Source organism: Streptomyces sp. NPDC044106, assembly GCF_056433985.1.
Genome location: NZ_JBWKFZ010000002.1, coordinates 256,218 through 279,802 on the forward strand (window position 1 = coordinate 256,218; position 23,585 = coordinate 279,802).

Annotated in this window: 26 protein-coding genes; 7 read left to right on the forward strand and 19 right to left on the reverse strand. The window is 70.6% G+C overall.

Features of this window, described 5'->3' with window-relative positions; translation table 11 throughout:
- Window positions 1–47 precede the first annotated feature (47 nt).
- The 9 genes from AC07DI_RS03905 to AC07DI_RS03945 all read right to left on the reverse strand — a co-directional run bounded on the left by AC07DI_RS03905 (window position 48) and on the right by AC07DI_RS03945 (window position 4,912).
- Window positions 48–269, reverse strand: a complete 222-nt coding sequence (locus AC07DI_RS03905; RefSeq protein ID WP_478901973.1) for a DUF7848 domain-containing protein — start codon at window positions 267–269, stop codon at window positions 48–50.
- Between the two features lie 17 nt (window positions 270–286).
- Window positions 287–757 carry a hypothetical protein gene (locus AC07DI_RS03910; protein ID WP_478901975.1) on the reverse strand — a complete coding sequence of 157 codons (471 nt, stop codon included), beginning with the start codon at window positions 755–757 and terminating at the stop codon, window positions 287–289.
- 92 nt (window positions 758–849) lie between these two features.
- On the reverse strand, window positions 850–1,080 hold the full coding sequence (locus AC07DI_RS03915) for a DUF397 domain-containing protein (RefSeq protein ID WP_401812286.1): 231 nt from the start codon (window positions 1,078–1,080) through the stop codon (window positions 850–852).
- A 35-nt stretch (window positions 1,081–1,115) separates the two neighbouring features.
- A complete protein-coding gene (locus AC07DI_RS03920) occupies window positions 1,116–1,430 on the reverse strand; it encodes a hypothetical protein (protein ID WP_401812288.1) in 315 nt (104 codons plus the stop codon).
- Between the two features lie 61 nt (window positions 1,431–1,491).
- A complete protein-coding gene (locus AC07DI_RS03925; protein ID WP_478901976.1) occupies window positions 1,492–2,328 on the reverse strand; it encodes a helix-turn-helix domain-containing protein in 837 nt (278 codons plus the stop codon).
- A complete protein-coding gene (locus AC07DI_RS03930) occupies window positions 2,304–2,837 on the reverse strand; it encodes a DUF6879 family protein (protein WP_401812292.1) in 534 nt (177 codons plus the stop codon). Before AC07DI_RS03930 ends, AC07DI_RS03925 begins: the two co-directional genes overlap by 25 nt.
- A complete protein-coding gene (locus AC07DI_RS03935) occupies window positions 2,821–3,027 on the reverse strand; it encodes a hypothetical protein (RefSeq protein ID WP_401812502.1) in 207 nt (68 codons plus the stop codon). The genes AC07DI_RS03930 and AC07DI_RS03935 overlap by 17 nt, the downstream gene beginning before the upstream one ends.
- A gap of 1,084 nt (window positions 3,028–4,111) precedes the next feature.
- On the reverse strand, window positions 4,112–4,582 hold the full coding sequence (locus AC07DI_RS03940; RefSeq protein WP_478901978.1) for a hypothetical protein: 471 nt from the start codon (window positions 4,580–4,582) through the stop codon (window positions 4,112–4,114).
- A 93-nt stretch (window positions 4,583–4,675) separates the two neighbouring features.
- A complete protein-coding gene (locus AC07DI_RS03945; RefSeq protein WP_478901979.1) occupies window positions 4,676–4,912 on the reverse strand; it encodes a DUF397 domain-containing protein in 237 nt (78 codons plus the stop codon).
- A gap of 255 nt (window positions 4,913–5,167) precedes the next feature.
- On the opposite strand from AC07DI_RS03945, the gene AC07DI_RS03950 reads away from it, so the two are divergent.
- Genes AC07DI_RS03950 through AC07DI_RS03960 form a run of 3 tightly spaced genes read left to right on the forward strand, consistent with a single transcriptional unit; the run spans window position 5,168 to window position 6,772 of the window.
- Window positions 5,168–5,422 (forward strand): hypothetical protein, encoded by a 255-nt coding sequence (locus AC07DI_RS03950; RefSeq protein ID WP_478901981.1) that lies wholly within the window; start codon window positions 5,168–5,170, stop codon window positions 5,420–5,422.
- Window positions 5,394–5,909: a DUF6879 family protein gene (locus tag AC07DI_RS03955; protein ID WP_478901982.1), complete on the forward strand. Its 516-nt coding sequence runs from the start codon at window positions 5,394–5,396 to the stop codon at window positions 5,907–5,909. Before AC07DI_RS03950 ends, AC07DI_RS03955 begins: the two co-directional genes overlap by 29 nt.
- 14 nt (window positions 5,910–5,923) lie before the next feature.
- Window positions 5,924–6,772: a helix-turn-helix domain-containing protein gene (locus tag AC07DI_RS03960; protein ID WP_478901984.1), complete on the forward strand. Its 849-nt coding sequence runs from the start codon at window positions 5,924–5,926 to the stop codon at window positions 6,770–6,772.
- A 40-nt stretch (window positions 6,773–6,812) separates the two neighbouring features.
- On the opposite strand, the gene AC07DI_RS03965 is transcribed toward AC07DI_RS03960, so the two are convergent.
- From AC07DI_RS03965 to AC07DI_RS03995, 7 genes are all read right to left on the reverse strand, one after another.
- Complete coding sequence (locus AC07DI_RS03965) at window positions 6,813–7,502, reverse strand: GntR family transcriptional regulator (protein WP_478901986.1); 690 nt, start codon at window positions 7,500–7,502, stop codon at window positions 6,813–6,815.
- A gap of 93 nt (window positions 7,503–7,595) precedes the next feature.
- Window positions 7,596–8,600 (reverse strand): proline racemase family protein, encoded by a 1,005-nt coding sequence (locus tag AC07DI_RS03970; RefSeq protein ID WP_478901987.1) that lies wholly within the window; start codon window positions 8,598–8,600, stop codon window positions 7,596–7,598.
- An 86-nt stretch (window positions 8,601–8,686) separates the two neighbouring features.
- Window positions 8,687–9,595 carry a dihydrodipicolinate synthase family protein gene (locus tag AC07DI_RS03975; RefSeq protein ID WP_478901989.1) on the reverse strand — a complete coding sequence of 303 codons (909 nt, stop codon included), beginning with the start codon at window positions 9,593–9,595 and terminating at the stop codon, window positions 8,687–8,689.
- Between the two features lie 108 nt (window positions 9,596–9,703).
- Window positions 9,704–11,488 (reverse strand): FAD-dependent oxidoreductase, encoded by a 1,785-nt coding sequence (locus AC07DI_RS03980; protein ID WP_478901991.1) that lies wholly within the window; start codon window positions 11,486–11,488, stop codon window positions 9,704–9,706.
- A gap of 40 nt (window positions 11,489–11,528) precedes the next feature.
- Window positions 11,529–11,852, reverse strand: coding sequence for a (2Fe-2S)-binding protein (locus tag AC07DI_RS03985; protein ID WP_478901993.1), 324 nt, complete (start codon window positions 11,850–11,852; stop codon window positions 11,529–11,531).
- A 57-nt stretch (window positions 11,853–11,909) separates the two neighbouring features.
- Complete coding sequence (locus tag AC07DI_RS03990; RefSeq protein ID WP_478902279.1) at window positions 11,910–13,112, reverse strand: NAD(P)/FAD-dependent oxidoreductase; 1,203 nt, start codon at window positions 13,110–13,112, stop codon at window positions 11,910–11,912.
- 167 nt (window positions 13,113–13,279) lie between these two features.
- Entirely contained in the window at window positions 13,280–14,026 is a 747-nt protein-coding gene (locus AC07DI_RS03995) for an AraC family transcriptional regulator (protein WP_478901995.1), read from the reverse strand.
- 168 nt (window positions 14,027–14,194) lie between these two features.
- On the opposite strand from AC07DI_RS03995, the gene AC07DI_RS04000 reads away from it, so the two are divergent.
- Together AC07DI_RS04000 and AC07DI_RS04005 are read left to right on the forward strand one after the other, a co-directional pair.
- Window positions 14,195–15,343, forward strand: coding sequence for an MFS transporter (locus AC07DI_RS04000; protein ID WP_478902280.1), 1,149 nt, complete (start codon window positions 14,195–14,197; stop codon window positions 15,341–15,343).
- Window positions 15,344–15,537: 194 nt separating this feature from the next.
- The gene (locus AC07DI_RS04005; RefSeq protein ID WP_478901997.1) at window positions 15,538–17,886 is read left to right on the forward strand and encodes a collagenase; all 2,349 of its coding nucleotides are present in this window, start codon (window positions 15,538–15,540) and stop codon (window positions 17,884–17,886) included.
- Between the two features lie 38 nt (window positions 17,887–17,924).
- Here AC07DI_RS04005 and AC07DI_RS04010 read toward each other — a convergent pair whose 3' ends face one another.
- Window positions 17,925–19,445, reverse strand: a complete 1,521-nt coding sequence (locus AC07DI_RS04010) for a glycoside hydrolase family 3 protein (protein ID WP_478901998.1) — start codon at window positions 19,443–19,445, stop codon at window positions 17,925–17,927.
- Window positions 19,446–19,718: 273 nt separating this feature from the next.
- Between AC07DI_RS04010 and AC07DI_RS04015 the strand changes: the two genes are divergently transcribed.
- Complete coding sequence (locus AC07DI_RS04015; RefSeq protein WP_478902000.1) at window positions 19,719–20,720, forward strand: zinc-dependent alcohol dehydrogenase; 1,002 nt, start codon at window positions 19,719–19,721, stop codon at window positions 20,718–20,720.
- A gap of 87 nt (window positions 20,721–20,807) precedes the next feature.
- Complete coding sequence (locus AC07DI_RS04020) at window positions 20,808–21,764, forward strand: Gfo/Idh/MocA family protein (protein ID WP_478902002.1); 957 nt, start codon at window positions 20,808–20,810, stop codon at window positions 21,762–21,764.
- Window positions 21,765–21,794: 30 nt separating this feature from the next.
- Here the strand turns inward: AC07DI_RS04020 and AC07DI_RS04025 are convergent, their stop codons facing one another.
- Both AC07DI_RS04025 and AC07DI_RS04030 read right to left on the reverse strand, forming a co-directional pair.
- Complete coding sequence (locus AC07DI_RS04025; protein WP_478902004.1) at window positions 21,795–22,652, reverse strand: class I SAM-dependent methyltransferase; 858 nt, start codon at window positions 22,650–22,652, stop codon at window positions 21,795–21,797.
- 63 nt (window positions 22,653–22,715) lie between these two features.
- Window positions 22,716–23,579, reverse strand: coding sequence for a phytanoyl-CoA dioxygenase family protein (locus tag AC07DI_RS04030; protein WP_478902006.1), 864 nt, complete (start codon window positions 23,577–23,579; stop codon window positions 22,716–22,718).
- Window positions 23,580–23,585: the final 6 nt, after the last annotated feature.

Genomic DNA, 23,585 nt, shown 5'->3' on the forward strand with positions numbered 1-23,585 from the left:
CGAGCCCCGGCCCATTTTCTGGCCGGGGCTCTTTCGTTGTTTCGGGCCTACTCGGCCCGTTCCACCAGAGCGACCGATGTGCACAGGCGTCGGAACCGATTGTGCTGGGTCCGGCCAGTGTGACTCATGCACTCCACATCGACGGACGCACCGTCCGACGCAGGCTTGGCCTCCCAGCCGCACGTCAGGCACTTCGCCTCGAACGTCGCCTCCGTGTCCGGCTGCTGAGTGATTCGATGCTTCGTGTACCGCAGGATCGAACGGGGCATCGTGGTGTCCCCCCTCCTCAGATGTGGGCAGTCGGGCAGACAAGGTCCGGTGCGGCACGGTTCGGGGAGCACGTCACCAGAGCTACAGACAGAAATGTGGGTCTCTCCAGATAGAAGCCGTGGGACACGTCGCCGCCCCAGCCCAGCCGATCGGCAGCGGAGTAGACCAGTAGTGCCAACCGCGTACTGTCTCGCTCTGACTCGGAAGAGAACCGGGGCGCGTACTCGGTCAGTTGTCGCCCGAGCCATTCCGCCGCTTCCTTCGGCTCCTCCCAGGTACCGCGCACCAGCTTCGCGGGCTTGATCAGCCAGTAGGCCGTTTCCAGCGGTGGCAGGTCCACGGTCGGGAACTCCGTCTTCACTTCCTTGTACCGCTGGACAAGCTCCGGCTTATCGGCCGGAGGTGGATCAGGATGCGGGGGCCGTCTCAGTGCCTCGTCATCGAACCGTTGCTTGGAGCCGGTCCACAGATAGCCGTGGTGGTGCAACTGTCGTCCCGTTCAGAGCAGGAAGAAGAGGGGTGCCCGACCGGCCCTGTCTCTCGGGGGTGAGCCAGGGCCGGGGGCGTCAGGGAGGGCCGTCAGGCGGACAGGCCGAAGCGGGCCGGGTCGATCCCGGCCGCGTCCAGTTCCTCGGTGGTGAAGCGCAACGGCTCCGCACCGGGGCGCTTGCTGTCGCCCAGCGCCCACGCGCTGGGGCCGATCTTCGCGAGTGTCGCGCACGACTCGCCGTCCGGATGCGTGTTGCCTCCGCACGCCTTGAAGAACGTAGCTCCGTCGAGAGGCAGGCTGTACAGGTCGGTTCCGGGCATGGATGTGCCTTTCCTGTGGGAGTGACGGGGCAGGCTCAGACCTGGTATTGCTCCGACTTTGACACGTACACAACGCCGGGACTCAGAGCCGTTGCCGACTCCCGGAACAACTCATGCAGCATCGATCGGGAGCTGTCCCGCATGGCGTTGGTCAGGTTGTCCGCCAGCAAGGCGGCCTCAGACGGAAGCAGAACCATTTCCGTGTCTGCCATATGCCGACCGTTCTTCGTCAACCACATGGGCACACGAATGTTCCCACCATCATCCCGGTAAGCCGGACGGCTGGGGATTGGGTCCATTCGCCAACCCTGCGGCGCTTTCTGACTGTCCTTCTTCGGTTCGGTCGGCATGGCTACATCCTCGGCCCGGAGGCATGGAACCTCTAGCGTTATGCGCGTTGTCGAATAAAGATCATCGACGGCAGTGTGCTGCCCATGCCGCTAGTTGCTCCCTAGCTTGCTCTCCGAAGAGTGCGTGTTCCTCGTACCTGCTGAAGCGGCCAATCAGGTCGTGCACGTCGCGACTGTCGCGGAATACGATGGCTCCGAGGTCCAGTTCAGCGGTCGCAAGTGTCTCGTCGTAGACCGTGAAAGTGTTCAGGGCCCCGGATGTGAAGCGAACACCCATGGGTATTACGCCGAGCCGAATGTTCGGCTGGTGAGTCAAAGAAGCGAGACGGTCAATCTGTATCGCTAGCTCATCAGGCGGGATGAGCGGGTACCTGACGGCCTGCTCGGTCAGAATGAAAGTGAAGTGCTTGGATCGATCGAACAGCACTCGTTGCCTGTCCAGCTTCATGGCGACCGCTTTGGCCTGCTGCTCTGGAGGGGCCTGGGTCAGGCTGGCGCGGACGTACTCAGGCGTAGCCAAGAGTCCCGTGATCATTGACAGAAGGAAGTATCGAAACGTAGTCGATGAAGCTTCGAGCCCGGCTAGCTGTACCTGCTTCTTGTCGAGACCCTTCCTGCGAAGAGTCCTGCCATCCTGCCATTCAGTCTGCGCGATCCTAGCCAGGGCCATTACCTCAGCGGCTAGGGTGGGAGAAGCCTCAAGGCCCCGTAGGAGTTGTTCAACGTCCAGCAGTGAAGGGCGAGTTTTGTTGCCTTCAATCCGGCTGATCTTCGATTGACTCATATTGCAACGCGCGGCAAGCCGGACTCCTGAGAGCCCGGCTTGTTTGCGTAGCTGCTTCAGCATGGCCGCTAGTTCACGGCCCGACTGGTCTAGCTGGTCAGGCTCGATGGCCACCGGTTCACGTACTCCCTGAACGGCACTGATTCCGCGAGCGCGATTCTCTGGTACTCGACGTACGGCGCGGGATCACCCTCGTACAGTTCCCGACTGATCTGCGTACCGTCCTCCGCGTAGTTCATGAGAACCACTTCGGACCGGTCGAAGAGCCAGAAGTCCTGAACCCCTTCGAGAGGATTGGAGCGGTCTGTCACGTCGAGAATGCGGATGTCATCCCCGGCGACTTCGTGTACGTCGTAGTACATGAACTCAAACCGAAGATAGTCCGTCAGAGGTCGCGTGATGATGTGGACGCGCCCCTTGGACCTTCCCTCTCTCCTGATCCGCCTCAAGCCCTCTGTGTAGCCGGAAGAGTAGTTCTCAGGGTCCAGCCGTTGCCCGGAAAGGAAGTCCCGGATATCCCCATCTTCGCTCGGCACCCTGTACCAGGGCAGCGTCTCCAGTCGCCACGCTTCCTGTTTGAACCCCTGAACCTTGGCAGTCCAGTCCTCACCATCCAAGAGCACGTACGGCCTCCCTCAGCACGTTCTCAGGGATACGAACGAGAGCTTCCCCGGCCGGAGGCTGGAAGGTGGCGTCAGCGTCCCCCTGCACCACGATGGAGCCGTCAGAGGCCCTGTATACGTTCGGACAGTCGTCGTTGTTGCAGTTGCCGTTCCCGTTGCCGGTAAGTCGGGTCAGTTCCTCACGCGCCATGGCTACGAACCCCCTGCTGCGGGCCCCCTGCGGGCCGGACGTCACGACGGTACGAGCGGGGTGGGTGCGCCGTCTATGCAGGATCGCGACTATGCGCGTCATTGCATAAAGTCCTTGGCTGAGGCGGGGAAGAGGAGGCACGGGACCGGCGCCGCGCTCGGAGTGAGGGAAGGTTGGTCACGTGACCAACGCATGACCAACAGCGGTCCGAAACGGCCCGAAACAGGGGGAACGCATGACCAACGGCGCTGGTCAAGCCTGCGGCGTGTCGAGGGCGTTGTCCCAGGTCAGCTAACTAAAGTGCTGGTGCCCGAGTGGAGAGTTCAAGTCCCCCCTCGGACACCAGCTAAGACCCCAGTTCATCTGGGGTCTTCTGCGTTTCTGGGGTGCGGCGTGACCAACCACGTGACCGACAGTCCAGAGAGTTCCCAGGTCAGACCAGGGTTGCAAGGCCGATTCGAGAGGCACTGGACGCAGCCAGCTTCTGCACCGTTCTGTCCAGGACGCCGTACGCATCGCCGCAGGTCGGGCCGCAAACGGTGGCGTCACCGCTCACGGCAAGCGCCAGCCGCTCAGCCTGGCGGACAAGGTCCGAGCCCGGATCGAGATGCACGGCGGTCGGGCCACGTCGTCCCAGATCCTGCCGTACGTGGGAGCCACGGCCGAAGAGCGTTTTCACGCTCCGCGGTGACAGTTCCCCTCACGCTCCGGAACCGGTCTCCCATTCTCGCGATCCCATGCCGGCCGCCTCGGAACGGGAGGAAAACCGCGCCACGGTCGTGCAGATGGATGCCTACCGCCCGACGCCCAGGCAGACCCCGGGGGCCGCGCCCAAGACCAAGCGTCCGGTACCGCTCGCCGACTCCAACCCCTTCCGCGCAGGCGTCGGAACCGATTGTGCTGGGTCCGACCGGTGTGGCTCATGCACTCCACATCGACGGTCTCGCCGTGGGGGCGCAGGCTTAGCCTCCCACCCGCACGTCAGGCACTTCGCCGCGAACGTCGCCTTTGTGTCCGGCTGCTGAGTGATCCGATGCTTCGTATACCGCAGGATCGAACGGGGCATCGTGGTGTGCTCCCCTCATCAGGTGTGGACAGTCGGGCAGGTAAGGTCCGGTGCGGCACGGTTCGGGGAGCACGTCACCAGAGCTACGGACAGGAATGCGGGCCTTTCCAGGTAGAAGCCGTGGGACACGTCTCCACCCCAGCTCAGCCGTTCCGCAGCGGAGTGGACCAGTAGTGCCGGCCGCGTGCTGTCACGGTCGGACTCGGAGGCGAACCGGGGCGCATACTTGGCCAGTTGGTTCCCGAGCCATTCCGCCGCTTCCTTCGGCTCCTCCCAGGTGCCGCACACCAGCTTCGCGGGCTTGATCAGCCAGTGGGCCGTTTCCAGCGGTGGCAGCTCCACGGTCGGGAACTCCGCCTTCACTTCCTTGTACCGCGCGGTCAGCTCCGGCTTGTCGGCCGGTGGTGGGTCAGGGTGCGGGGGCCGTCGCAGTGCCTCGTCGTCGAACCGTTGCTTGGAGCCGGTCCACAGGTAGCCGTGGTGGTGCAACTGTCGTCCCGTTCAGTGCAGGAAGAAGAGGGGGTGCCCGACCGGCCCTGTCTCTCGGGGGTGAGTCAGGGCCGGGGGCGCCAGGGATGGCCGTCAGACGGACAGGCCGAAGCGGGCCGGGTCGATACCGGCCGCGTTCAGTTCCTCGGTGGTGAAGCGCAGCGGCTCCGCACCGGGCCGCTTGCTGTCGCCCAACGCCCATGCGTGGGGGTCGATCTTCGCCAGCGTGGCGCAAGCCTCGCCGTCAGGGTGCGTGTTGCCTCCGCACGCTTTGAGGAACGTGACGCCGTCGATGGGCAGGCTGTACAGGTCGGTTCCGGTTTCGGGCATGGTTGCCTTCCTGTGTGGTCAGTGCTGGGGCGGACTTAGAGCCGGTACTGACCCGTTTTCGGCACGTACAAGACACCCGGGCCAACGGCCGTCGCAGACCATGTACGCATCGTTCTCGCGAGCGACGCCTCCGGTCCACGAACTTGCACGAGCTTGCACAGCAATTAGCGTGGCCGGTGGCTGTATTGACGGTGTCTCTACTGGTCGGCGATGCTCGTGCAAGTCCGAGCAAGCCCCTGGACCAGGGAGCCAGCCATGGCTGCGAAGTTCGTCGGCATCGACCCTGACACTGACCGGGACCACTGCCCCACCGTGTGGGCGGACGAGGAAGCGCAGGAGATCTTGTTGCAGGGGTGGAAGCCGACCCCAGAGACGCAGGCGGAATGCGAGGGCACCAGCCCCGCGAATGGCCCGGTGCCCGACAGCGAGGCCATCGTCAGGATTCCGGCCCGGATGATTCCGATGATCAGGGAGGCGTGTAATGCCGTCGAGCGTGCCCAGCTTCGCTGAGCTGCTTGGCCAGTGCGAGCGATCCGCTGTCCACCTGGAGCTGCGCGACTCGTATGCCACAACGGACCGGTTTGAGGCGTGGAAGCGTGGCGAGCGGATCAATTGGGAGGATCGCGAGTCCTGGTGGCACCCCTATGACCAAATGATCGCTGACACAGTGGCCAGAGGCGTGGTGATCCGAAGGGCGCGGGTGGTCTCCGAGCCGGTATCGGAGTACATCCGCTGGGAGCACTACGTCACCCACGCCAACGTCACGGCAGGTGAGCGAGTCCGCTGGCTGCCACGACGGCGGGCCACAACTGTCCCCCTGCCGGGGAACGACTTCTGGCTGTTCGATGACACGCTGCTCCGGGTGCACCACTTCTCGGGTGATGGCGCGGTGGTGGAGGACGAGATCACGGCCGATCCGGAAGCCGTGAAACTGTGCTGCGCCGCGTTCGAAGCGGTCTGGGAGCGAGCGATCCCGCACCACCAGTACAAGATCTGACGAGAGCCAGCTTCATGACCCCGCACCCCTCTTCACGCGTCCAGAAGGCCCGAGAGAATCTTTCGAGCCGCCTGAGTGAGATCCGGAAGGACGCGGGAATCAGCGGGCGGGAGCTGGCTGTCAGGTGCGGCTGGTCGGAATCGAAGTCGTCCCGGATCGAGAACGCCAAGACGCCTCCGTCCGATGCCGACATCCGAGCGTGGTGCCGGGCCTGCGCCGCCGAGGAACAGTCCCCCGATCTGATCGCGGTCAACAGGCAGTCTGCTGAAGCACATGTGGAGTGGAAGCGGCTCCAGCGAACAGGTCTCTGGAGACTCCAAGAGAGCACCGGCGGCCTGTACCAACAAACTAAAGCCTTCCGCGTCTACGTATCCGACGTGATTCCCGGATTCCTTCAGACTCCGGGGTATGCCTCCGCGTTGCTCTCCTCCATTGCGGATTTCCGTGGGACACCGGATGACGTGAGCGACGCCGTGACAGCTCGAATACGGCGTAACGAGGTGCTGAGCAAGGGCGGACGCCGGTTCTCCTTCGTGCTGGAGGAGTCGGTGTTGCGATACCGGCTGTGCGGCGCCGACACCATGGCGGCGCAGCTTGGCCACCTACTCGGGATCGTGGAACTTCAGAACGTCGCAGTGGGCATCGTCCCGTTCTCGGCACAGCGGGCCATCTGGCCCATGCCGACCTTCACGATCTTCGACGACCAGAGGGTGCACGCTGACACGCTGGATGCCGCCTCCACCCTCACACAGCCGAGTCAGGTCGAGCTGTACGCCCGCGCCTTTGAACGCCTCTCACAGCAGGCCGCACGGGGAGCGGCGGCCCGCTCCCTCATTGCGGGTGCGGTGGCGGCCCTGGGCTGACCAGAGATCGCGGCACCACGCCACAGACGATCGTGGGTGGTCAGCGCGCGGGGTGCGGGGTCGTGGCGCGTTCGTCGGCCCACAGGGAGCGCACGTGGCCCAGGTGCCGCGCCATGCAGCGCTCCGCGGCCTCCGCGTCGCCGGACAGCATCAGGTCCAGGAGCTCGATGTGCTCCTCGGCCGAGGGGGTCAGCTGGTCGCGTTCGTCCAGGGTCGTCAGGCCGTAGAGGCGGGAGCGCTTGCGGAGGTCGCCGACCGTCTCGACCAGTCGGTCGTTGCCCGAGAGGGCGAGCAGCGAGAGGTGGAAGCGGCGGTCGGACTCCAGATAGCCGATGAGGTCGTGGTCGCGGGCGGCGCGCACGATTTCCTCGGCGACCGGACGCAGCACCTCCAGGTCCTCGCGGGCCGCGGTCCGGGTGATCCGGCCGATCATCGGGACCTCGATCAGGCTGCGGATCTCCGTGTACTGGTCGAGATCGCGTTCGTCGACCTCGGTGACCCGGAACCCCTTGTTGCGGACCGGCTCGACCAGGCCCTCCCGCGCCAGGTCGAGCATCGCCTCGCGGACCGGTGTCGCCGAGATGCCGAAGTCCTCGGCGAGGCCGGGCGCGGAGTAGATCTCGCCGGGGCGCAGTTCTCCGGAGATCAGGGCGGCCCGCAGCGCGTGGCCGACCTGGTCGCGCAGCCGCTCCCTGGTGGTGATGAGGTTCTTCTGCTTCAGGTGCCCCATGGTGTCCCCTCCGGTGGTCCCCGCGCCCGCGCGGATCACCAACGTACAATGTCACGTTGTCAGTTGGGGGAGAGGGAGACGAGGCTTCGGGCGTCAGAGGGCGAAGCCCGCGGGGAAGGGGTCGTCGGGATCCAGGAAGTACTGGGCCGTGCCGGTGATCCAGGCCCGTCCGGTGATGCGCGGGACGACCGCCGGCCGGCCCGCCACCTCCGTCTCCGCCACCAGCCGGCCCGTGAACTCCGTGCCGATGAACGACTCATTGACGAAGTCGCGGTCAAGCGGGAGCTCGCCGCGGGCGTGGAGCTGGGCCATGCGCGCGGAGGTGCCCGTTCCGCACGGTGAGCGGTCGAACCAGCCCGGATGGATCGCCATCGCGTGCCGGGAGCGGCGGGCGTCCGAGCCGGGTGCGGCGAGGTAGACGTGTTTGATGCCGGTGATGTCCGGCTGCTCGGGGTGCGTCGGGCGCTCCGGTGACGCGTTGATCGCGTCCATGACGGCGAGGCCCGCCGCGAGGAGGTCGTCCTTCCGCGCCCGGTCGAACGGTAGCCCCAGCGCGTCGAGCGGGACGAACGCGTAGAAGTTCCCGCCGTACGCCATGTCGTACGTGACCGTGCCGTGTCCCGGCACCTCGACCTTGCGGTCCAGCGCGACGCAGAACGCGGGGACGTTGGTCAGGGTGGCCGAGGTGGCCGCCCCGTCGCTCACGCGTACGTCGACGGAGACGAGGCCCGCCGGTGTGTCCAGGCGGACCGTCGTGACCGGCTCGGTGACCTGGACCATGCCGGTCTCGACCAGGACGGTGGCCACGCCGATCGTTCCGTGGCCGCACATGGGCAGGAGCCCGGACACCTCGACGTAGAGCACTCCGTAGTCGGCGTCGGGGCGGGTCGGGGGCTGGAGGATCGCGCCGCTCATCGCGGAGTGGCCGCGCGGCTCGTACATCAGCAGGGTGCGCAGGTGGTCCAGGTGTTCGACGAAGTGGAGCCTGCGGTCGGCCATGGTGGCTCCGGGGATCACCCCGACGCCACCGGTGATCACGCGCGTGGGCATGCCCTCGGTGTGCGAGTCGACGGCGTGGAAGACGTTGCGGGTGCGCATGGGTCCCTTCCGGTTCTCGGTCTCGGCGCGGTGGCGGGGGCCTATCGGCAAGCAGCCGGGGGGAGGCTTGGCGGGCGGCGGGTGCCTCAGCGGTGGCCCGCCGCCAGCGCCTTCTCGGTGGCCGAGCGCACCAGGTCCGCCGTGGGGCCGGAGAGCGGGGAGCGCGGCGGGCGGGTCGGGCCGCCGCGACGGCCCACGATGTCCATCGACAACTTGATCGCCTGCACGAACTCCGTCTTGGAGTCCTGGCGCAGGAGCGGGTGCAGGGAACGGTAGAGGGGCAGCGCCGTGTCCAGGTCACGGGCGTAGGCGGCGTCGTAGAGCTCGACACAGGAGGCCGGGAACGCGTTCGGGTAGCCGGCGATCCAGCCGACCGCGCCGGCGAGGGCGAGTTCGAGCAGGACGTCGTCCGCTCCGATCAACAGGTCCAGGTCCGGGACCAGCTCGGCGATCTCGTACGCCCTGCGGACATCCCCGGTAAACTCCTTCACGGCCACGACGCTGCCGTCACCGTGCAGCTGCCGCAGCAGCTCCGGGGTGAGGTCGATCCTGGTGTCGAGGGGATTGTTGTACGCGACCACGGGCAGCCCGGCCTTGGCGGCCTCGGTGTAGTGGTTGCGCACGGCCCGCTCGTCGGCGCGGTAGGTGTTCGGCGGCAGCAGGAGTACGGAACCGCAGCCCGCGTCCGCCGCCTGCTCGGCCCAGCGGCGGGACTCGGCGCTGCCGTACGCGGAGACGCCGGGCATGACGCGGGCCCCGTCGCCCGCGGCCTCGACGGCGGTACGGACGACGCGGGCGCGTTCGTCGTCGGTGAGGGTCTGGTACTCGCCGAGGGAGCCGTTCGGGACGACGCCGTCGCAGCCGTTGCCGATGAGGTGGCGCACGTGCTCGGCGTACGCGTCGTAGTCGACGGAGAGGTCTTCGCGCAGGGGGAGCGCGGTGGCGACCATGATGCCGCGCCAGGGGCGTTCGGCGGTCCAGGTGGCTGAGGTCATGAGGGCTGCCCTTCTGTCGGGTGCGGTGGGGTGGGGAGGGGAGGTGGGGGAGGTGGGGGCGGTAGAGGCGGCTGGGGGGAGTGAGGGGGCTGAGGGGGCTGGGGTGGCTTAGGCGGCAGGGTTGTCCGGGAGGGAGGCGTTCGGTGTTTCGGAGGGCTGGGCCTCTGGAAGGGGCGGCTTCGGGAGTGGTGTTTCCGACGGTGGTGTTTCCGGTGGGGGTGGTTCCACGGGTGGTGATTCCGGCAGAGGAGTCTCCGGCAGAGGGGATTCCGGCTGAGGGGTTTCCGGGAGGGAGGCCAGGATCGCCAGCGGTACGGGGGTGGCGAGCGGGCGGCGGTCCGGGGGCGGGGACGGCTGCGGTCGGGGGTCGGCAGGTCCCTGTATGGGACGGGCAGGTCCCTGCACGGGGCCCGGCGACGCGGCGAGGCACGCCACCGCCGACCCGCACATGCGGCCCTGGCACCAGCCCATGCCGGCCCGGGTGAGCAGCTTCACGGTGCGTGCGTCATGGGCGCCGTATTCCGTGACGGCCTCGCGGACGCGGCCCGCGGTGACCTCCTCGCAGCGGCACACCTCCGTGTCGTCGGAGAGCCACCTGAGCCAGCCCGGGCCCGGCGCGTGCGCGGCGGCCATGACGTCGGCGAAGGCGCGCATCCGGTCGCGGACGCGCCGCAGGGTGCGCAAGTACGAGGCCGGGGCAGGGCGTCGCCCGGTCAGCCTGGCGGCGATGGCAAGGGCCGCCAACTCCCCCTCTGCGATCGCCAGTTGCGCGCCACCGATGCCGGAGGTCTCGCCCGCCGCCCACATCCCGCGCAGGGAGGTCTCCTGCAGTGGCCCGAGGGAGAGGGCGTGCGTGCCGTCGGCGGTGCGGTGGGTGGCGCAGCCCAGGCCGGTCGCCAGGTCGATCTGCGGAATCAGGCCGTGGCCGACGGCCAGCGCGTCACAGGCGATGCGGCGCCCCGTGCCCGGTACCGGGCGCCAGCCGTGGTCGAGACGGGACACCGTCACCGCCTCCACCCGGTCCGTGCCGTGCGCCTCGGTCACCGCGTGTCGGGTGCGCACACGCACCTTGTGGCGCAGCAGCGCCGTGCCGTGGAGTGCGGCCTCCGCCAGCTTCCGTGGCTGGGCGGCGAGTACGCGGGGGTGGTGGGCGTAGCCGAGATATCCGGACGCCTCAATCAGTGCGGGTACCTCCGCCCCGGCCGCCGTGAGCGAGGTGGCCGCGGCCAGCAGGAGGGGCCCGCTGCCCGCGACGACCACGCGCCTGCCGGGCAGGGCGAGACCGGATTTGAGCATGGCCTGGGCGCCGCCCGCGCCCACCACGCCGGGAAGGGCCCAGCCGGGGAAGGGGAGGTGGCGTTCGTACGAGCCGGTGGCGAGGAGGATCGTGCGGGCCCGCACGATCACCGGCCGCTGTCCCGGCCCGCTCGGACCGCCTGCCCTGCCCGCCTCACGCGCGTCCTCCGCCCTGCCCGCCTCACCCGTGTCCCCCGCCCCGCCCCACCCGTCCTCGCCGGCGAGAGCGTGCACGGTCCAGTCGTTCTCGGACTCGCGCGTCACCGTCCACACGTGGTGGCCGAAGAGCAGGGTGGCGTTGCTCGCCTCCAGGCGGTCGCGCAGGTCGGCGAAGCGGGGCCAGTCGTGGTGCAGGGCCTCGGGTCGGGTGGCGCGTGCGGCCGGGGCCGGGTGTCGGTAGAACTGGCCGCCCGGTCGGCCCGCTGAGTCCAACAGTGCCACGGTCAGGCCGAGTTCGGCCGCGCGTACGGCACCGGCAAGGCCCGCGGGCCCGGCGCCGAGCACCACGACGTCGTACCGCCCGAGGTCGGAGTGCGCCCCGGAAGCCTCATGCCCTTGTGTGGCCTCGGACCCTTGCAAGGTCTCAGGCCCTTCCATGGCATCAGCCCCTTCCATGGCCTCATGCCCTCGCGGCGCCTCAGACGTCGAGCCCGGCATGGCCATGCCCTTCCTGAGCGGTGACGGCGTCGCCGGGCCGGGCGGTGACCAGGCAGGCTCGCCTGTTGGGCACTCCGTTGACGGTCGCGAGGCAGTCGTAGCACTGGCCGATCCCGCAGAACGCACCGCGCGGCCGACCGCCGACGCGGGTGGTCCGCCAGGCGAGGATTCCCGCGGACCAGAGCACGGCGGCGATGGACTGGCCCGGCAGCGCGTCGAGTTGATGTCCGTCGAAGGTGATCGGGAAGGTGTTCCCGGGGGCGGCCTTCACGAGATCGGCGGGGGCCCGGTCGTCACGTGCCATGTGGGCGACTCCTCCCGGAGGCCGTGGGGATGTGGGTGGCGAGGGCGCGGCGGGGCCTCATCGCGGGGTGTCCGCCCGTACGCGGCGGTCCGAAGGGCGGCGGTCCGAAGCGCGGCGGTCCGCAGCGTAGCGTTCCGAAGCGAAGCGGCCCGGCGCGAACGCAGCTGGCGACACCGGCAGTTCACGTCCCGTCAGCATCGCGGCGAGCAGCGCCCCCGTCGCCGGGGCGAGGCCGATGCCCGCGCCCTCGTGGCCGCAGGCGTGCAACAGGCCGGGGACGCGTGGGTCGGGGCCGATCGCCGGGAGGTGGTCCGGGAGGTAGGGGCGGAACCCGGCGTAGGTGCGGATCGCGCGCACCTCGGCGAGTACGGGGAACAGGCGCAGCGCCTGGGCCCCGAGGCGCCGCAGGACCTCCACCGACAGCGTGCGGTCGAAGCCCACGCGCTCCCGGCTCGCCCCGATCAGCACCGGGCCTGCCGGAGTGCCTTCCACCACGGCGGAGGTCTGCAGCGCCGCGGAGCCGCTCGCGACGTCGGACACGTACTCCGCGGAGTACACCTTGTGGCGCACCACGCGCGGCAGCGGTTCGGTGACGAGGACGAAACCGCGCCGGGGGAGCACCGGCAGTTCCACGCCCGCCAGGCGCGCGAGTTGGCCACCCCACGTGCCCGCGGCGTTGAGCACATGGGGCGCCCGCGCCTCGCCGCGCTGCGTCCGTACGCCCCGTATCTCGCCCCTCGGTCCGGTGAGGAACGCGGTGACCTCCTCGCCCAGCCGCAGCGTCAGCCGTCCGGCGTCGGCCGCCGCCCGCAGCAGGTGCGCGGCGGCGAGCGCGGGCTGTACCTGCGCGTCCTGCGGGTAGTGGAAACCACCGGCCAGGCCGGGTGCGAGGTGCGGTTCGAGGTCGGCGAGGCGGTCGGCCGGGACCTCGACGGCCTCGACGCCCGCGCCCCGCTGCTCGGCGGCGAAGCCGCGCAGTGCGGTCAGGCCCTGCTCGCTGGAGGCGACGACCAGGCCGCCCTTCGTCTCGTACTCGATGCGTGCGGGGAGTTCGCGGGCGAGTTCCCGCCACAACCGGGCGGAGAGGAGGGCGAGTTCGAGCTCGGGGCCCGGCTCCTTGTCGGAGACGAGGAGATTGCCCTCGCCCGCCCCGGTGGTGCCGCCGGCGACGGGGCCGCGATCGATGACCGTGACGTGGAGGCCGGAACGCGCGGCGTAGTAGGCGCAGGCGGCGCCGACCACGCCCGCCCCCACGACGATGAGGTCCGAGCGACCCGGGGAGTCCGGAGGAGCTGAGAGGTCCGAGGGGTCCGAGGGGTCCGGTGGTCCGGACGAATGTCCCGTGAGCACGGCAGTAATATTTCACATGGCACTGGCGCTGCCAAGGGGGCGTACGGACAAGGCAGTTGAGCGCGTGCGGCTCGAGGTCAGTCGCGGCGGAGGTGCGTTCCCGGTGTGTAGCCGTAGGCGCGGCGGAACACGTCGATGAACGCGCTGGTGGACGACCACCCGCAGCGGTGTGCGACCGCCGTGACCGCCAGGCCGTCGGCCAGCATGCGCAGGGCGTGGTAGAGGCGCAGTTGGGTGCGCCACTGGGGAAACGTCATGCCCAGCTCGCGGCGGAAGAGGCGGCTGAGGGTGCGTTCGCCGGCGCCTGCCGCGGTGGCCAGCTCGGCCAGGCCGCGCGGGTCCGCGGGGTCTTGGTGCAGCAGGTCGCAGACGGCGGTGAGGCGGGGGTCCGAAGGGGCGGGCAGTTGGACGGGCTCCTGCGGCGACGCGCGCAGCTGGTCGAGGAGTACGGCGCGCAGGCGGCGGCGCTCGGCGGACTCGTCGTGCGGGGACCGGGTGCAGGCGAGGATCAGTTCCCGCAGCAGCGGGCTGACGGCGAGGACGGTCGGGGTGGCGAGGCCGAGCGGATTCGTGGCGGCGGGCAGTCCGACCAGGTGCAGGGCGAGGTGGCCGTGGGCGCGGTGCGCGTGCACGCAGCCCGCGGGCACCCAGATGGCGCGGGTGCCCGGCGCGAACCAGGTGCCCGCGTCGGTGGTGACGGCCACCACGCCGGAGCCCGCGTAGACGATCTGGTGGTTGTCGTGGCGGTGCGCGTCGATGCGTTCGCCGGGAGCCAACTCCCGGGTTGCGGTGGGGGCGTCGGGGGTGTGGCGGATATTCGGCACAGGTTGGCACTTTATCGGAAGCGGGCCAGGGCGGGCCGCGACGACGATGAGGCGATGTCGACGAAACAGACTCCGGACGCGGCTAACGCGGCTAACGCGGCTAACGCGGTCCCGGGCCGCCGCCCCGCCCCCGGCAACGAGGCTCGGCCCTCCTCCCGCCCCGGCCCCATCCCCCTCCTCTCCCTCGGCCACGCCTGCGTGGACATCTACCAGGGGGCCGTGGCCGCCCTCGTGCCGTTCTTCGTCTCCGAGCGTGCCTTTAGCTACGCCGCCGCGTCCGGCATCGTGCTCGCCGCCTCGTTGCTCTCCTCGGTGGTGCAGCCCCTGTTCGGCGCGCTCACCGACAAGTGGGCCATGCCGTGGCTGCTCCCGGTGAGCACGCTGGTGGGCGGGGCGGGGGTCGCCTTCGCCGGGGTCGGCGGGAACTACGTGCTGACGCTGCTGGCCGTCGCCGTGTCCGGCATCGGCGTCGCCGCGTACCACCCGGAGGCCGCGCGTGTGGCGCGGCAGGCCAGCCGGGGCAGCCACACCGCGATGAGCTGGTTCTCGTTGGGTGGCAACGTCGGTTTCGCGTTCGCGCCCCTGCTGGTCGCCGCCGTCGTCGCCACGGGCGGCCTGGGCGCCTCCCCGCTCCTGGTCGTGCCCGCCCTCGCGGGAGCCGCGCTGTGCGTGGCCGCGCTGCGGAGCGTCAGGGCTCGGGAGGCGGCGGAGCCCAAGAGCGAGGTCCCGGCTTCGACCGCTGCCGCCGAGGACGACTGGCCGTCGTTCGTCAAGCTGTCCGGCGCCATCGTCTGCCGCTCCATCGTCTTCACCGGACTGAGCACCTTCATCGCCCTGTACGTGCGGGAGCGCACCGGCGGCGGTGAAGTCTCCGGCACCGTGGCGCTGTTCGTGCTCTACGTCGGCGGGGCGGCCGGAACCGTCGTGGGCGGACGGCTCGCCGCCCGGCACGGCCGTCTGCCGGTCGTCCGCTGGTCGTACGCCTCGTCGGTGCTCGCCGTCGCGGGCGTCGTCCTCGTCCCCGGGCCCCTCCTGTACGTCTTCGTCGCGCTCACCTCCGCCGCCCTGTACGTGCCCTTCTCCCTGCACATCACCCTCGGCCAGGACTACTTGCCCCGGCGCGTGGGCACCGCGAGCGGCGTCACACTCGGCCTGACCGTGAGCATCGGCGGTCTCGCGAGCCCGCTGATCGGCACCGTCGCCGACGCGACCTCCCTGCACGTCGCGCTCGCACCGCTCGTCGTGCTGCCCGCGCTCGGCTGGCTCCTACTGCGCACACTGCGCGAGCCGGGGGCGGCAGCCGTGTCCCGCTCCTGAGCGAGTGAGCCAGCGAGCGAGTGTGTGAGGCGGGGGGGGGCGGGACGTTTCCTGGCGTCTGAGGGGTTGTCAGTGCAATTTCACATTACTACGTTACGCATCACATGGCGCGGCGGCGGCCCGCAAGTAGGGCGTCAGGCGCGCCAGTTGACCGAGGTGTCACCTCTCGCCTTCCCACCCCACAGGAGCCATCGGTGTACCGACCACGTCCACGAACCCTGCGCAGATCCGCGCTCTCCGGCGCGATAGCGGCGGTCCTCTGCGTCTCGGCCGCCCAGTACGGGCACGCGGCCACTTCCTCTCCCGCGGCGGCCGGACCCCGCGCCGCCGCGACCTCCGCGACCTCCCAGGCGTACACGCCCGACAAGCCGAGCCCCTTCGACATCGTCGACCGGAAGGCGAAGGCTCCCAGGCCGAGCGCCTACAAGATCCCGGCGCCCGGCGGGCTCAAGGGCGGCCGCACCCCGGGTGCGCGCACGCCGGAACCGAAGGAGCGGCGCACGGTGAGAGCCGAGGCCGCCCCCTGCACCCTCGACGGCGTCACCGGCCTCTCGCCCGAGCGGTTCGCCGACTTCCTCGCCGACCCGGCCGTCACCGCCGACGGCTGCCTGCGCACGCTCGTCTGGACCTGGGACCGGCGCCTCGCCCCCGTCATGTCGGACGCCCACGTCCAGGCCGTCGCGGGCCGCATATCCCGGCTCGCCCCCGCCCACGACGGCAGGAACGGCGGCAACCTCCTGGAGATGCTCACCTACCTCCACGCCGTCGCCTACCAGGACTTCTCGCACGACGAGATCGACGTGACCGACGGGCCGACCGTCGACGCGATGCGCCGTGCCGTCGACGCCTTCGGCTCGGCCGCCCGCACCTTCGACGTGACCCCGGCCAACGCCGCGTCGCTGCGCGAGGCGCTCTACGCGGCGAGCGCCCCGGGGCTGCGGCAGCACCAACTCCCCTTGGTCAAGCGAGTGTTGTCCACCATGGACGCCGCTCACCCTGAGACCGCGAAGGACGCGGGCTGGGCCGGGTCCGCGCTCGCCGCGCTCTCCCTGAGCTACCTCGGCGTCTATCCCGGGAACCAGGACACCGCCTTCCACGCCGCGGTGAAGGCCGACCCCTCCTACCGGGCCGCCTTCAAGGCCTTCGGCGCGTACACCCACCTCAAGGGCACCGGCAACGCCTGGGTGGTGCGGGACGCACTGAGCGAGTACGGCAGGCTCGGGCAGATCGACGGACTGACCCAGGAGACCGTCTCCGGGCTCGGCGGCCTCGTCGCCGTCACCGCCCGCAACTTCGGAGAGGGCAGCGCCCCTTGGGCCAAGGTCGCCACCTGGCTGAACACGTTCGGGGCCTGCGCGCCGTACAAGGTGTGCAAGGAGGACATCGAGCGACGCCTCTTCCCGCGGACCTATACGTACGACAAGGGCGGGATGAAGGTCCGTACGGCGCTCGGCCAGGACACAGTCGACCAGCTCTACTACGCGAGCAAGCAGGTCAAGGCGCACTTCCACCGCGTCGTCGGCACCGAGGAGCCCCTCGCGGGCGACCCCAACACCGGACTGACGACCGTCCTCTACGCCTCGCGCGCCGACTACGAGAACTACCACCCCCTGCTCACCGGGATGGACACGAACAACGGCGGCGTCTACATCGAGCGCGGCGCGACCTTCTACACCTACCAGCGCCGCGTCCCGCAGGACTCCACGCTGACGCTGGAGGAGCTCTTCCGCCACGAGTACACGCACTACCTCAACGGCCGCTGGGCGGTGCCGGGCTTCTTCGGTGAGGGCCGGTGGTACGAGGGCGATCGGACCACCGCGATGGACGAGGGAACGGCCGAGTTCTTCGACGGCGCCACCCGCGACGACGGCATCAAGGTCCGCAAGTCACTGGTGAGGGGGATCATCGACGACACGGCGAACGGCGGGCCGCGGATGAGCGTGGACCAGCTCCTGCACGCCACGTACGACGGCGACGGCTTCCGCTTCTACGACTACGCCGGCACGTTCTTCGAGTTCCTGTGGAGCGAGCGCCCCGCGCTCCTGAAGGAGATGTACGGGTACCTGCGGGCCGACGACCCGGCGGGCTTCGACGCCTGGCGCGACCGGCTCGGCGGGGACGGGGGCCTGCAGAGCCGGTACGACGCCTTCCTCGACAAGCAGATCGCGCACGTCGACGACCTCTTCGTGCCGGACACGAGGTATGTGCCGGTGAGCGCGCTGCGCGACACCACCGCCGCGCAGGTCCGCGCCTCCTTCGTGGCCACGACGGGCATCACGCCCGACTGCCGCACGAACGGCGCGCCGGAGCGTCCGCGGTACATCTGCACGGGCCGGATCACCGCGAACCTCGGCGCGGCCGGTGACCCGGACGCCGTCTTCGAGGACATGTCGGAGACGGTGGACTACTTCCTCCTCGACCGCTCCGCGGCCGGTGACAACAACCTGGCCGACATGAACTGCACGTTCGGCAAGGTCGACATCTGGTCCGACGGCCGCGCGGGCAGTGCCGACTTCGGCTGCGAGGGCCCGCTGAAGGGCTGAGAGCCTGCTCTGTGACCGAAACCCCGAGGGGCGGCGGATCAGCTCGCGGCGCCCGCGAGCAGTTCCGCCGCCGCGATCCCCGACACCCGGGTCGCGCCGTGCGTGACGAGGTGGGTGGCGCCGAACGCGTCGCCCGCCGGGACACCCATCTCGACGACCAGGGCGTCGGGGCGGCTGCGCAGGATCCGGCTCAGGGCATCGGTCATCCAGCGGTGCCGGGCCGCGTCGCGCACTACGACGACCAGGGCGCGGCCCGTCGCCGGAGTCAGCACCTCGCGGTCGACGAGGTCCCCGTGGTGGGCGAGTTCGGGCTCCGTCAGGCGTACGGACGTGGTGCCCGGGCGCAGGTCGCGCAGCGGTACGGCGACGCCCCAGGGGGTGTGGCCGTCGACGGCGAGGTTCATCGTGGGGGAGAGCTCCACGACGTGCGGTGTGCCGGCGAGCGGCAGGGCGGCTTTCGCGGTGCCGGAGCGGTGGCGTACCCGCACCGCGCGGCGCGCCGCGACCAGGCCGATGTCGGAGGGTCCCGCGTCACGGGCCACGGCCCGGGACCGCTCGCCCGACCAGGCGGCGAACTCCCGTACGCGCGCGCCGGCCTCGGCCAGCCGCGCCTCGGGGAGCGTGCCTTCGAGCACCGCCTTCACCAGGGCCGTGGAGAGCAGGTCGAACGTTGCCTCGTCGGCGCTCTCGCCGCCCACGCAGACCGCGTCCACGCCACCGGCCACCGCCATCACCGTCGCCCCGTCGATGCCGTAGCGGTCGGTCACCGCGCCCATCTCGATGCCGTCGGTGACCAGCAGACCGTCGAAGCCCAGCTCCCCGCGCAGCAGCTCCACCAGGATGCGGGGGCTGAGGGTCGCGGGCAGGTCCGGGTCGTACGCGGGGGCGAGCAGATGCGCGGTCATCACCGCGCGGACGCCCGCCTCCATCGCCGCGATGAACGGCGGCAGCGCGGTGAGCGCGATCTCCTCGGCGGAGCCCTTCACCTGGGGCAGGCCGTAGTGCGAGTCGACGACCGTGTCGCCGTGGCCGGGGAAGTGCTTGGCGCAGGCGGCGACACCGGCCCCCTGCAGACCGCGGATCCAGGCGGCGGTGTGCCGGGAGACGACGGCGGTCCGGGACCCGAAGGACCGCACGCCGATGACCGGGTTGAGCGGATTGGAGTTCACGTCGGCGCTGGGCGCGAAGTTGAGCGAGATGCCCGCGGCGTGCAGGTCGCGGCCGATGTCGTGGGCGACGTGCTCGGTCAGGTCGATGTCGTCGACGGCGCCGAGGGCGAGGTTGCCGGGGCGGGACGATCCGGTCCAGGCTTCCAGGCGGGTCACGTCGCCGGCCTCCTCGTCGATGGCGACGATCAGGTCCGGGTTCTCCGCGCGCAGGTCCGAGGTGAGCCGCGCGACCTGTTCGGGCGTCTCGATGTTCCGCGCGAACAGCACGACGGAGCCCAGGCCGTCGGCGATCCTGCGGCGGAGCCAGTCGGGGGCCGTGGTGCCCTCAAAGCCGGGCTGCAGCACGGAGTGGGCGAGGTGCTCCAGAGTCGGGTCACTGCTCGGTGCCATGGCGCGACCTCCGAAGATGCGGGTACGTGGCTGATGCGGGTGGGTGGGCGCAGGACGATGCGTGAGACGTACGGTGCACCGGTCGTGCAGTGGGACTCCTGCTGATTGGTCCAGGCCAATCGGATAGTGGATATTGGCTCGTACCAAACAGGGCTGTCAAGGAGTCGGAACCGGTCGAGCCGGGCGAATACACCATGACACGGCGCGAGTTGGTGAATCCTTGAGACTTCCGCTGATCGCAACCGCTGATCGCATCCGCTGGAGGAGAGGGTCATGCGCAGGTACGAACTCGTCGGCAGGCGCGACATCAGGCTGGTCACCGACGTCGCGGTGCCCGAACCCGGCCCGCTCGAGGTGCTCGTCCGGGTCCGGGCCTGCACGGTCTGCAACCGCAGCGATCTCGCCTACTTCCACTACCACGGGCTGCGGGAACACTGTGCCCAGGGCTGTTTCGGCCACGAGATCGCCGGGGTCGTCGAAGCGGCCGGCGCGGGTGTGCGCCGCGTCGTACCCGGCCAGCGGGTCTTCGTGCGGACGCCGCTCACCACCGGATACGCCGACTACGCGCTCGCCAGGGAGGTCGCCGTGGGCGCGCTCCCCGACTCCGTACCCTTCGAGCAGGGCGCGATCCTGCAGCTCCTTCCACTGGCCGTGCACGCCACGCGCGGGGTCAGGCTCGGCGACCGGGTGGCGATCGTCGGGCAGGGGCCTGTCGGGCAGATGGCGCTGCGGGTCGCCGTGGCGCGCGGCGCCGCCGAGGTCGTCGCCGTCGACCTCGACGACTGGCGCCTGGAGCGGTCCCTGGCGGCGGGAGCCGACGCCGTACGCCGCGTGGACGGCAGCGCCGAACAACTGGCCGCCATCGGCGCCGACTTCGACGTGGCTGTGGACGCCGTCGGCACCCCCACCACCCTCAACGCCTGCGTGCGACTCGTACGGCAGAACGGCCTCGTCGTCCTCCTCGGCACCCACCACGTGGACACGCACGTCACCGTCGACCTGGTCACCTGGGAGCGCAAGGGCCTGCGCGTGCACAGCTCCGCAGAGCCGCTGGACACCGCTCGCGCCGAGGCGCTCGCCGTCGCCGAACGTCTCGCCCACCGCCGCACCGAAGCCCTGCGCCTGCCCGACCTCCTCACCCACACCTACCCGCTCGATGAACTCCCCAAGGCCATGGAACAGCTCTCCGCGAGCCGCTCCCTCTTCCCGGACGCCGAACAGGCCCCCTACGACGGCCCGCCCCCCGCGACGCTGAAGGTGGCGATCGTCCCCTGAGGGGCAAGGGGCAAGGGGCAAGGGGCAAGGGGCAAGGGGCAAGGGGCAAGGGGCAAGGGGCGAGGCGTGGGAGAAGGGGGAAACGGCGTGAGATGGGGCATCGCCGGATACGGCGACATCGTGACCCGGCGGGTGCTGCCCGCCCTGCACGCGCTCGGTGAGGTACCGGTGGCCCTCTGGGGCCGTGACCCGCGCCGCGCCGCCCACATCGCCGAACGGCACGGCGTCGCGCGGTCCGGCGGCGACCCCGGCGTGCTGCTGTCCGGTGTGGACGCCGTGTATGTCGCCACGCCCGTCGTGGGCCATGTGCCGCTCGCCCAGGCCGTGTTGGCGGCCGGGCTGCCCGTACTGATCGAGAAGCCGCTCGCCGGCGGCCTCGGCACCGGCGGCGCCCTCGACACGGCGGGGCCGTGCGCGGGCGTCGCCTACTACCGCAGGCTCGCACCCGCCGTACGCAGGCTGCGCGAGGAGTTGGAGGGGTGGACGCCCGACCGGGTGGAGGTGCGGTTCCGGTGCTCCTTCGAGCCGGGGCCCGACGATCCGATGCGCTGGCGCACCGACCCCGCCGTGTCGGGCGGCGGTGTCCTCGCGGACGCCGGAAGCCACCGGATCGATCTGCTGCTCCACCTGTTCGGGCGGCCGCAGGAGATCACGGCCCGGCTCGGCGGACGCTTCCCGCGCGGCGCCGAGCGGCAGGCCGAGGTCACCCTGCGCTGGCGCTCGGGGCTGCGGGCGCACTGCCTCGTGGAGTGGGGGGACGGGGCGCCGGTGGACCGGATGCGGCTCACCGGCGGGGGCCGCGCCGTCCGCCTGGACCCGCTGGACTCCGGCCGCGTCGAAGGCGCTGCCGGGCCGTCGTCGTCGCTCCTGCTGCCGCCCGGGGCCAACCCGCACCAGCCGCTGATCGCCGACTTCGCGACCGCCGTCGCGACGGGCACCGCCCCCGTCTGTCCCCTGGCCGAGGCCGTGCTGGTCGACGACGTGATCGTCGCGGCGGAGCGCTCGGACGCGGCGGGCGGACGGGCGGTCAGGCCGTGGGGCTGAACCTGTCAGGCGCTGAGGGGGAGGCGAGTGTCAGGTGAAGGCGAGCAGCAGGTCCTCGCCGGTCGAGGGGTGGAGGCCGTCGGTGCGGTCGGCCAGGTAGCGCTGTGCGAGCGAGACACCCGCCACGTGCCGGGCGTCCTTGAAGCCTGCTTCGAGGGCCAGGGCCAGCACTTCCCGCGGAGCGTAGGAGCTGACGAAGGGGTTGCCCGACCGGCGTGCGCCTTCCTCGCTCGTCCGCAGGCCGGGGCGCTCCGCGGGGTCGACGAGGTCGTACGGCAGCAGGAAGGTCATGGCGAACGTCGAGCCGGGGGCGAGGGCCGCGGCCTGGCGGAACGTGGCCGTGGTGCCGGCCTTGCTGATGTACATGCTGACGCCGGTGGAGACGACGACCGCGGGCCGGGCGGGATCGAATCCGGCCGCGGCCAGCTCCTCGGACCAGGAGGCACCGGCCTCGAAGTCGACCGGCACCAGGTGCAGCCAGTCCGGGACGCCGTAGCCGAGTTCGACCAGCCGGCGGCGCTTCCAGGTCTGCGTGGCGGACCGGTCGACCTCGAAGACCCGCAGGCGCGAGGCGAGGCCGGGCTTGCGCTGGGCGAAGGTGTCGAGGCCTGCTCCCAGGATGACGTACTGGGTGACGCCGAGGGCGGCCTGCTCGGCGATCAGGTCGTCGACGAAACGGGCGCGGACCACGACGGACGCCCGGAAGGCGCTGGTGGCCCGCGCGTCCATGTCCGGGCGGTCGCGCCACGCCTCGTCCGGGGCCACGAGGCGCAGGCCGACCTCGTCCTCGACCACGTGCGGCGGCTGGTCGACACGGAGGTGCAGGGCCCGCCAGAGCGCGGTCCGCATCGCGGTGCTGTCCGGCGCGGCGCCCGGTTCGTCGGTCATGGTGCTCCCTTTCGCGGCGGATGCCCCTCCGGCTCCGTCACAGTTTCCCCACCGCAGGTGCCCTCAAGCGCCGTCGTCCGCCGACCACGGCCGCAGCCAGCGAGGGTCCGGGGTGTCGCCCGAGCGTACGAAACGGGCGTCGACGGACAGCCGCATCGTGTCCGTCGTCGTGTCCAGGGAGGCGTGGATGACGCGCGGCAGGTGCACCATCACGTCGCCCGCCGAGAAGTCGGCGTGCAGCCAGCGGCGGCCCAGCGTGCGGGCGGTCAGCTCCAGGTCGTGGCAGATCTGCCGGCGGTCCCCGGGCCGGTCGGTGACGTCGCGCAGCGGGGCGTACTCCTCGGGCGACAGCCGGTGCGAGCCCTCCAGGTAGACCAGGGCGCCGGTGCGCGGCGGGCAGTCGCCGACGGGGATCCAGAAGGTGACGACGCGCGGGGACCCCTCGTCCATGTAGTCGAAGTCGACATGCGCACGCGAGGCGCGCCGGGTGCCCCGGTGGAAGTGGCGCAGGATGCGGCGCGGCAGCATCTCCGCCTTGCCGTCCAGGAGGTGGGCGGCGAGCTCGGCCAGGACCGGATTGCTCACGAAGTGGGCGAAGGGCGCCGAGCGCACGAAGGCATGGGCCGGATGGCCTTCCACCCCGTGCTCAGGCACGCCCGAGGGCACCCGCCCGGAGAAGACGCCGTCCACGGGGGTGGTTCCGGGCGCCAGCAGACCCGGTGGGAAGAGGGCGAAGTACCGGCCGCGCAGCCGCAGCACCTCGGCGCGGTCGAGCAGCCCCGGCAGGTACAGGTAGCCGTCCGCGTGCAGCCGCTCCCGCAGCACGTCGGGGTCGGCCGCCGGTGCCCGGAGGTCCGCGCTGGATCGCAGCGGGCCGAAGAGCTCCGGCGTGAAGGGTATGGGTACGCCGTTCGACGACAAGTTCACGGTGCG

Excerpts from the sequence above, each read along its gene's own strand:
- AC07DI_RS03905 (WP_478901973.1), bottom strand. The coding sequence starts at position 269 with ATGCCCCGTTCGATCCTGCGGTACACGAAGCATCGAATCACTCAGCAG.
- AC07DI_RS03915 (WP_401812286.1), bottom strand. The coding sequence starts at position 1,080 with ATGCCCGGAACCGACCTGTACAGCCTGCCTCTCGACGGAGCTACGTTC.
- AC07DI_RS03920 (WP_401812288.1), bottom strand. The coding sequence starts at position 1,430 with ATGCCGACCGAACCGAAGAAGGACAGTCAGAAAGCGCCGCAGGGTTGG.
- AC07DI_RS03935 (WP_401812502.1), bottom strand. The coding sequence starts at position 3,027 with ATGGCGCGTGAGGAACTGACCCGACTTACCGGCAACGGGAACGGCAAC.
- AC07DI_RS03945 (WP_478901979.1), bottom strand. The coding sequence starts at position 4,912 with ATGCCCGAAACCGGAACCGACCTGTACAGCCTGCCCATCGACGGCGTC.
- AC07DI_RS03950 (WP_478901981.1), top strand. The coding sequence starts at position 5,168 with ATGGCTGCGAAGTTCGTCGGCATCGACCCTGACACTGACCGGGACCAC.
- AC07DI_RS03955 (WP_478901982.1), top strand. The coding sequence starts at position 5,394 with ATGCCGTCGAGCGTGCCCAGCTTCGCTGAGCTGCTTGGCCAGTGCGAG.
- AC07DI_RS03960 (WP_478901984.1), top strand. The coding sequence starts at position 5,924 with ATGACCCCGCACCCCTCTTCACGCGTCCAGAAGGCCCGAGAGAATCTT.
- AC07DI_RS03965 (WP_478901986.1), bottom strand. The coding sequence starts at position 7,502 with ATGGGGCACCTGAAGCAGAAGAACCTCATCACCACCAGGGAGCGGCTG.
- AC07DI_RS03970 (WP_478901987.1), bottom strand. The coding sequence starts at position 8,600 with ATGCGCACCCGCAACGTCTTCCACGCCGTCGACTCGCACACCGAGGGC.
- AC07DI_RS03975 (WP_478901989.1), bottom strand. The coding sequence starts at position 9,595 with ATGACCTCAGCCACCTGGACCGCCGAACGCCCCTGGCGCGGCATCATG.
- AC07DI_RS03980 (WP_478901991.1), bottom strand. The coding sequence starts at position 11,488 with ATGGAAGGGCCTGAGACCTTGCAAGGGTCCGAGGCCACACAAGGGCAT.
- AC07DI_RS03985 (WP_478901993.1), bottom strand. The coding sequence starts at position 11,852 with ATGGCACGTGACGACCGGGCCCCCGCCGATCTCGTGAAGGCCGCCCCC.
- AC07DI_RS04010 (WP_478901998.1), bottom strand. The coding sequence starts at position 19,445 with ATGGCACCGAGCAGTGACCCGACTCTGGAGCACCTCGCCCACTCCGTG.
- AC07DI_RS04015 (WP_478902000.1), top strand. The coding sequence starts at position 19,719 with ATGCGCAGGTACGAACTCGTCGGCAGGCGCGACATCAGGCTGGTCACC.
- AC07DI_RS04025 (WP_478902004.1), bottom strand. The coding sequence starts at position 22,652 with ATGACCGACGAACCGGGCGCCGCGCCGGACAGCACCGCGATGCGGACC.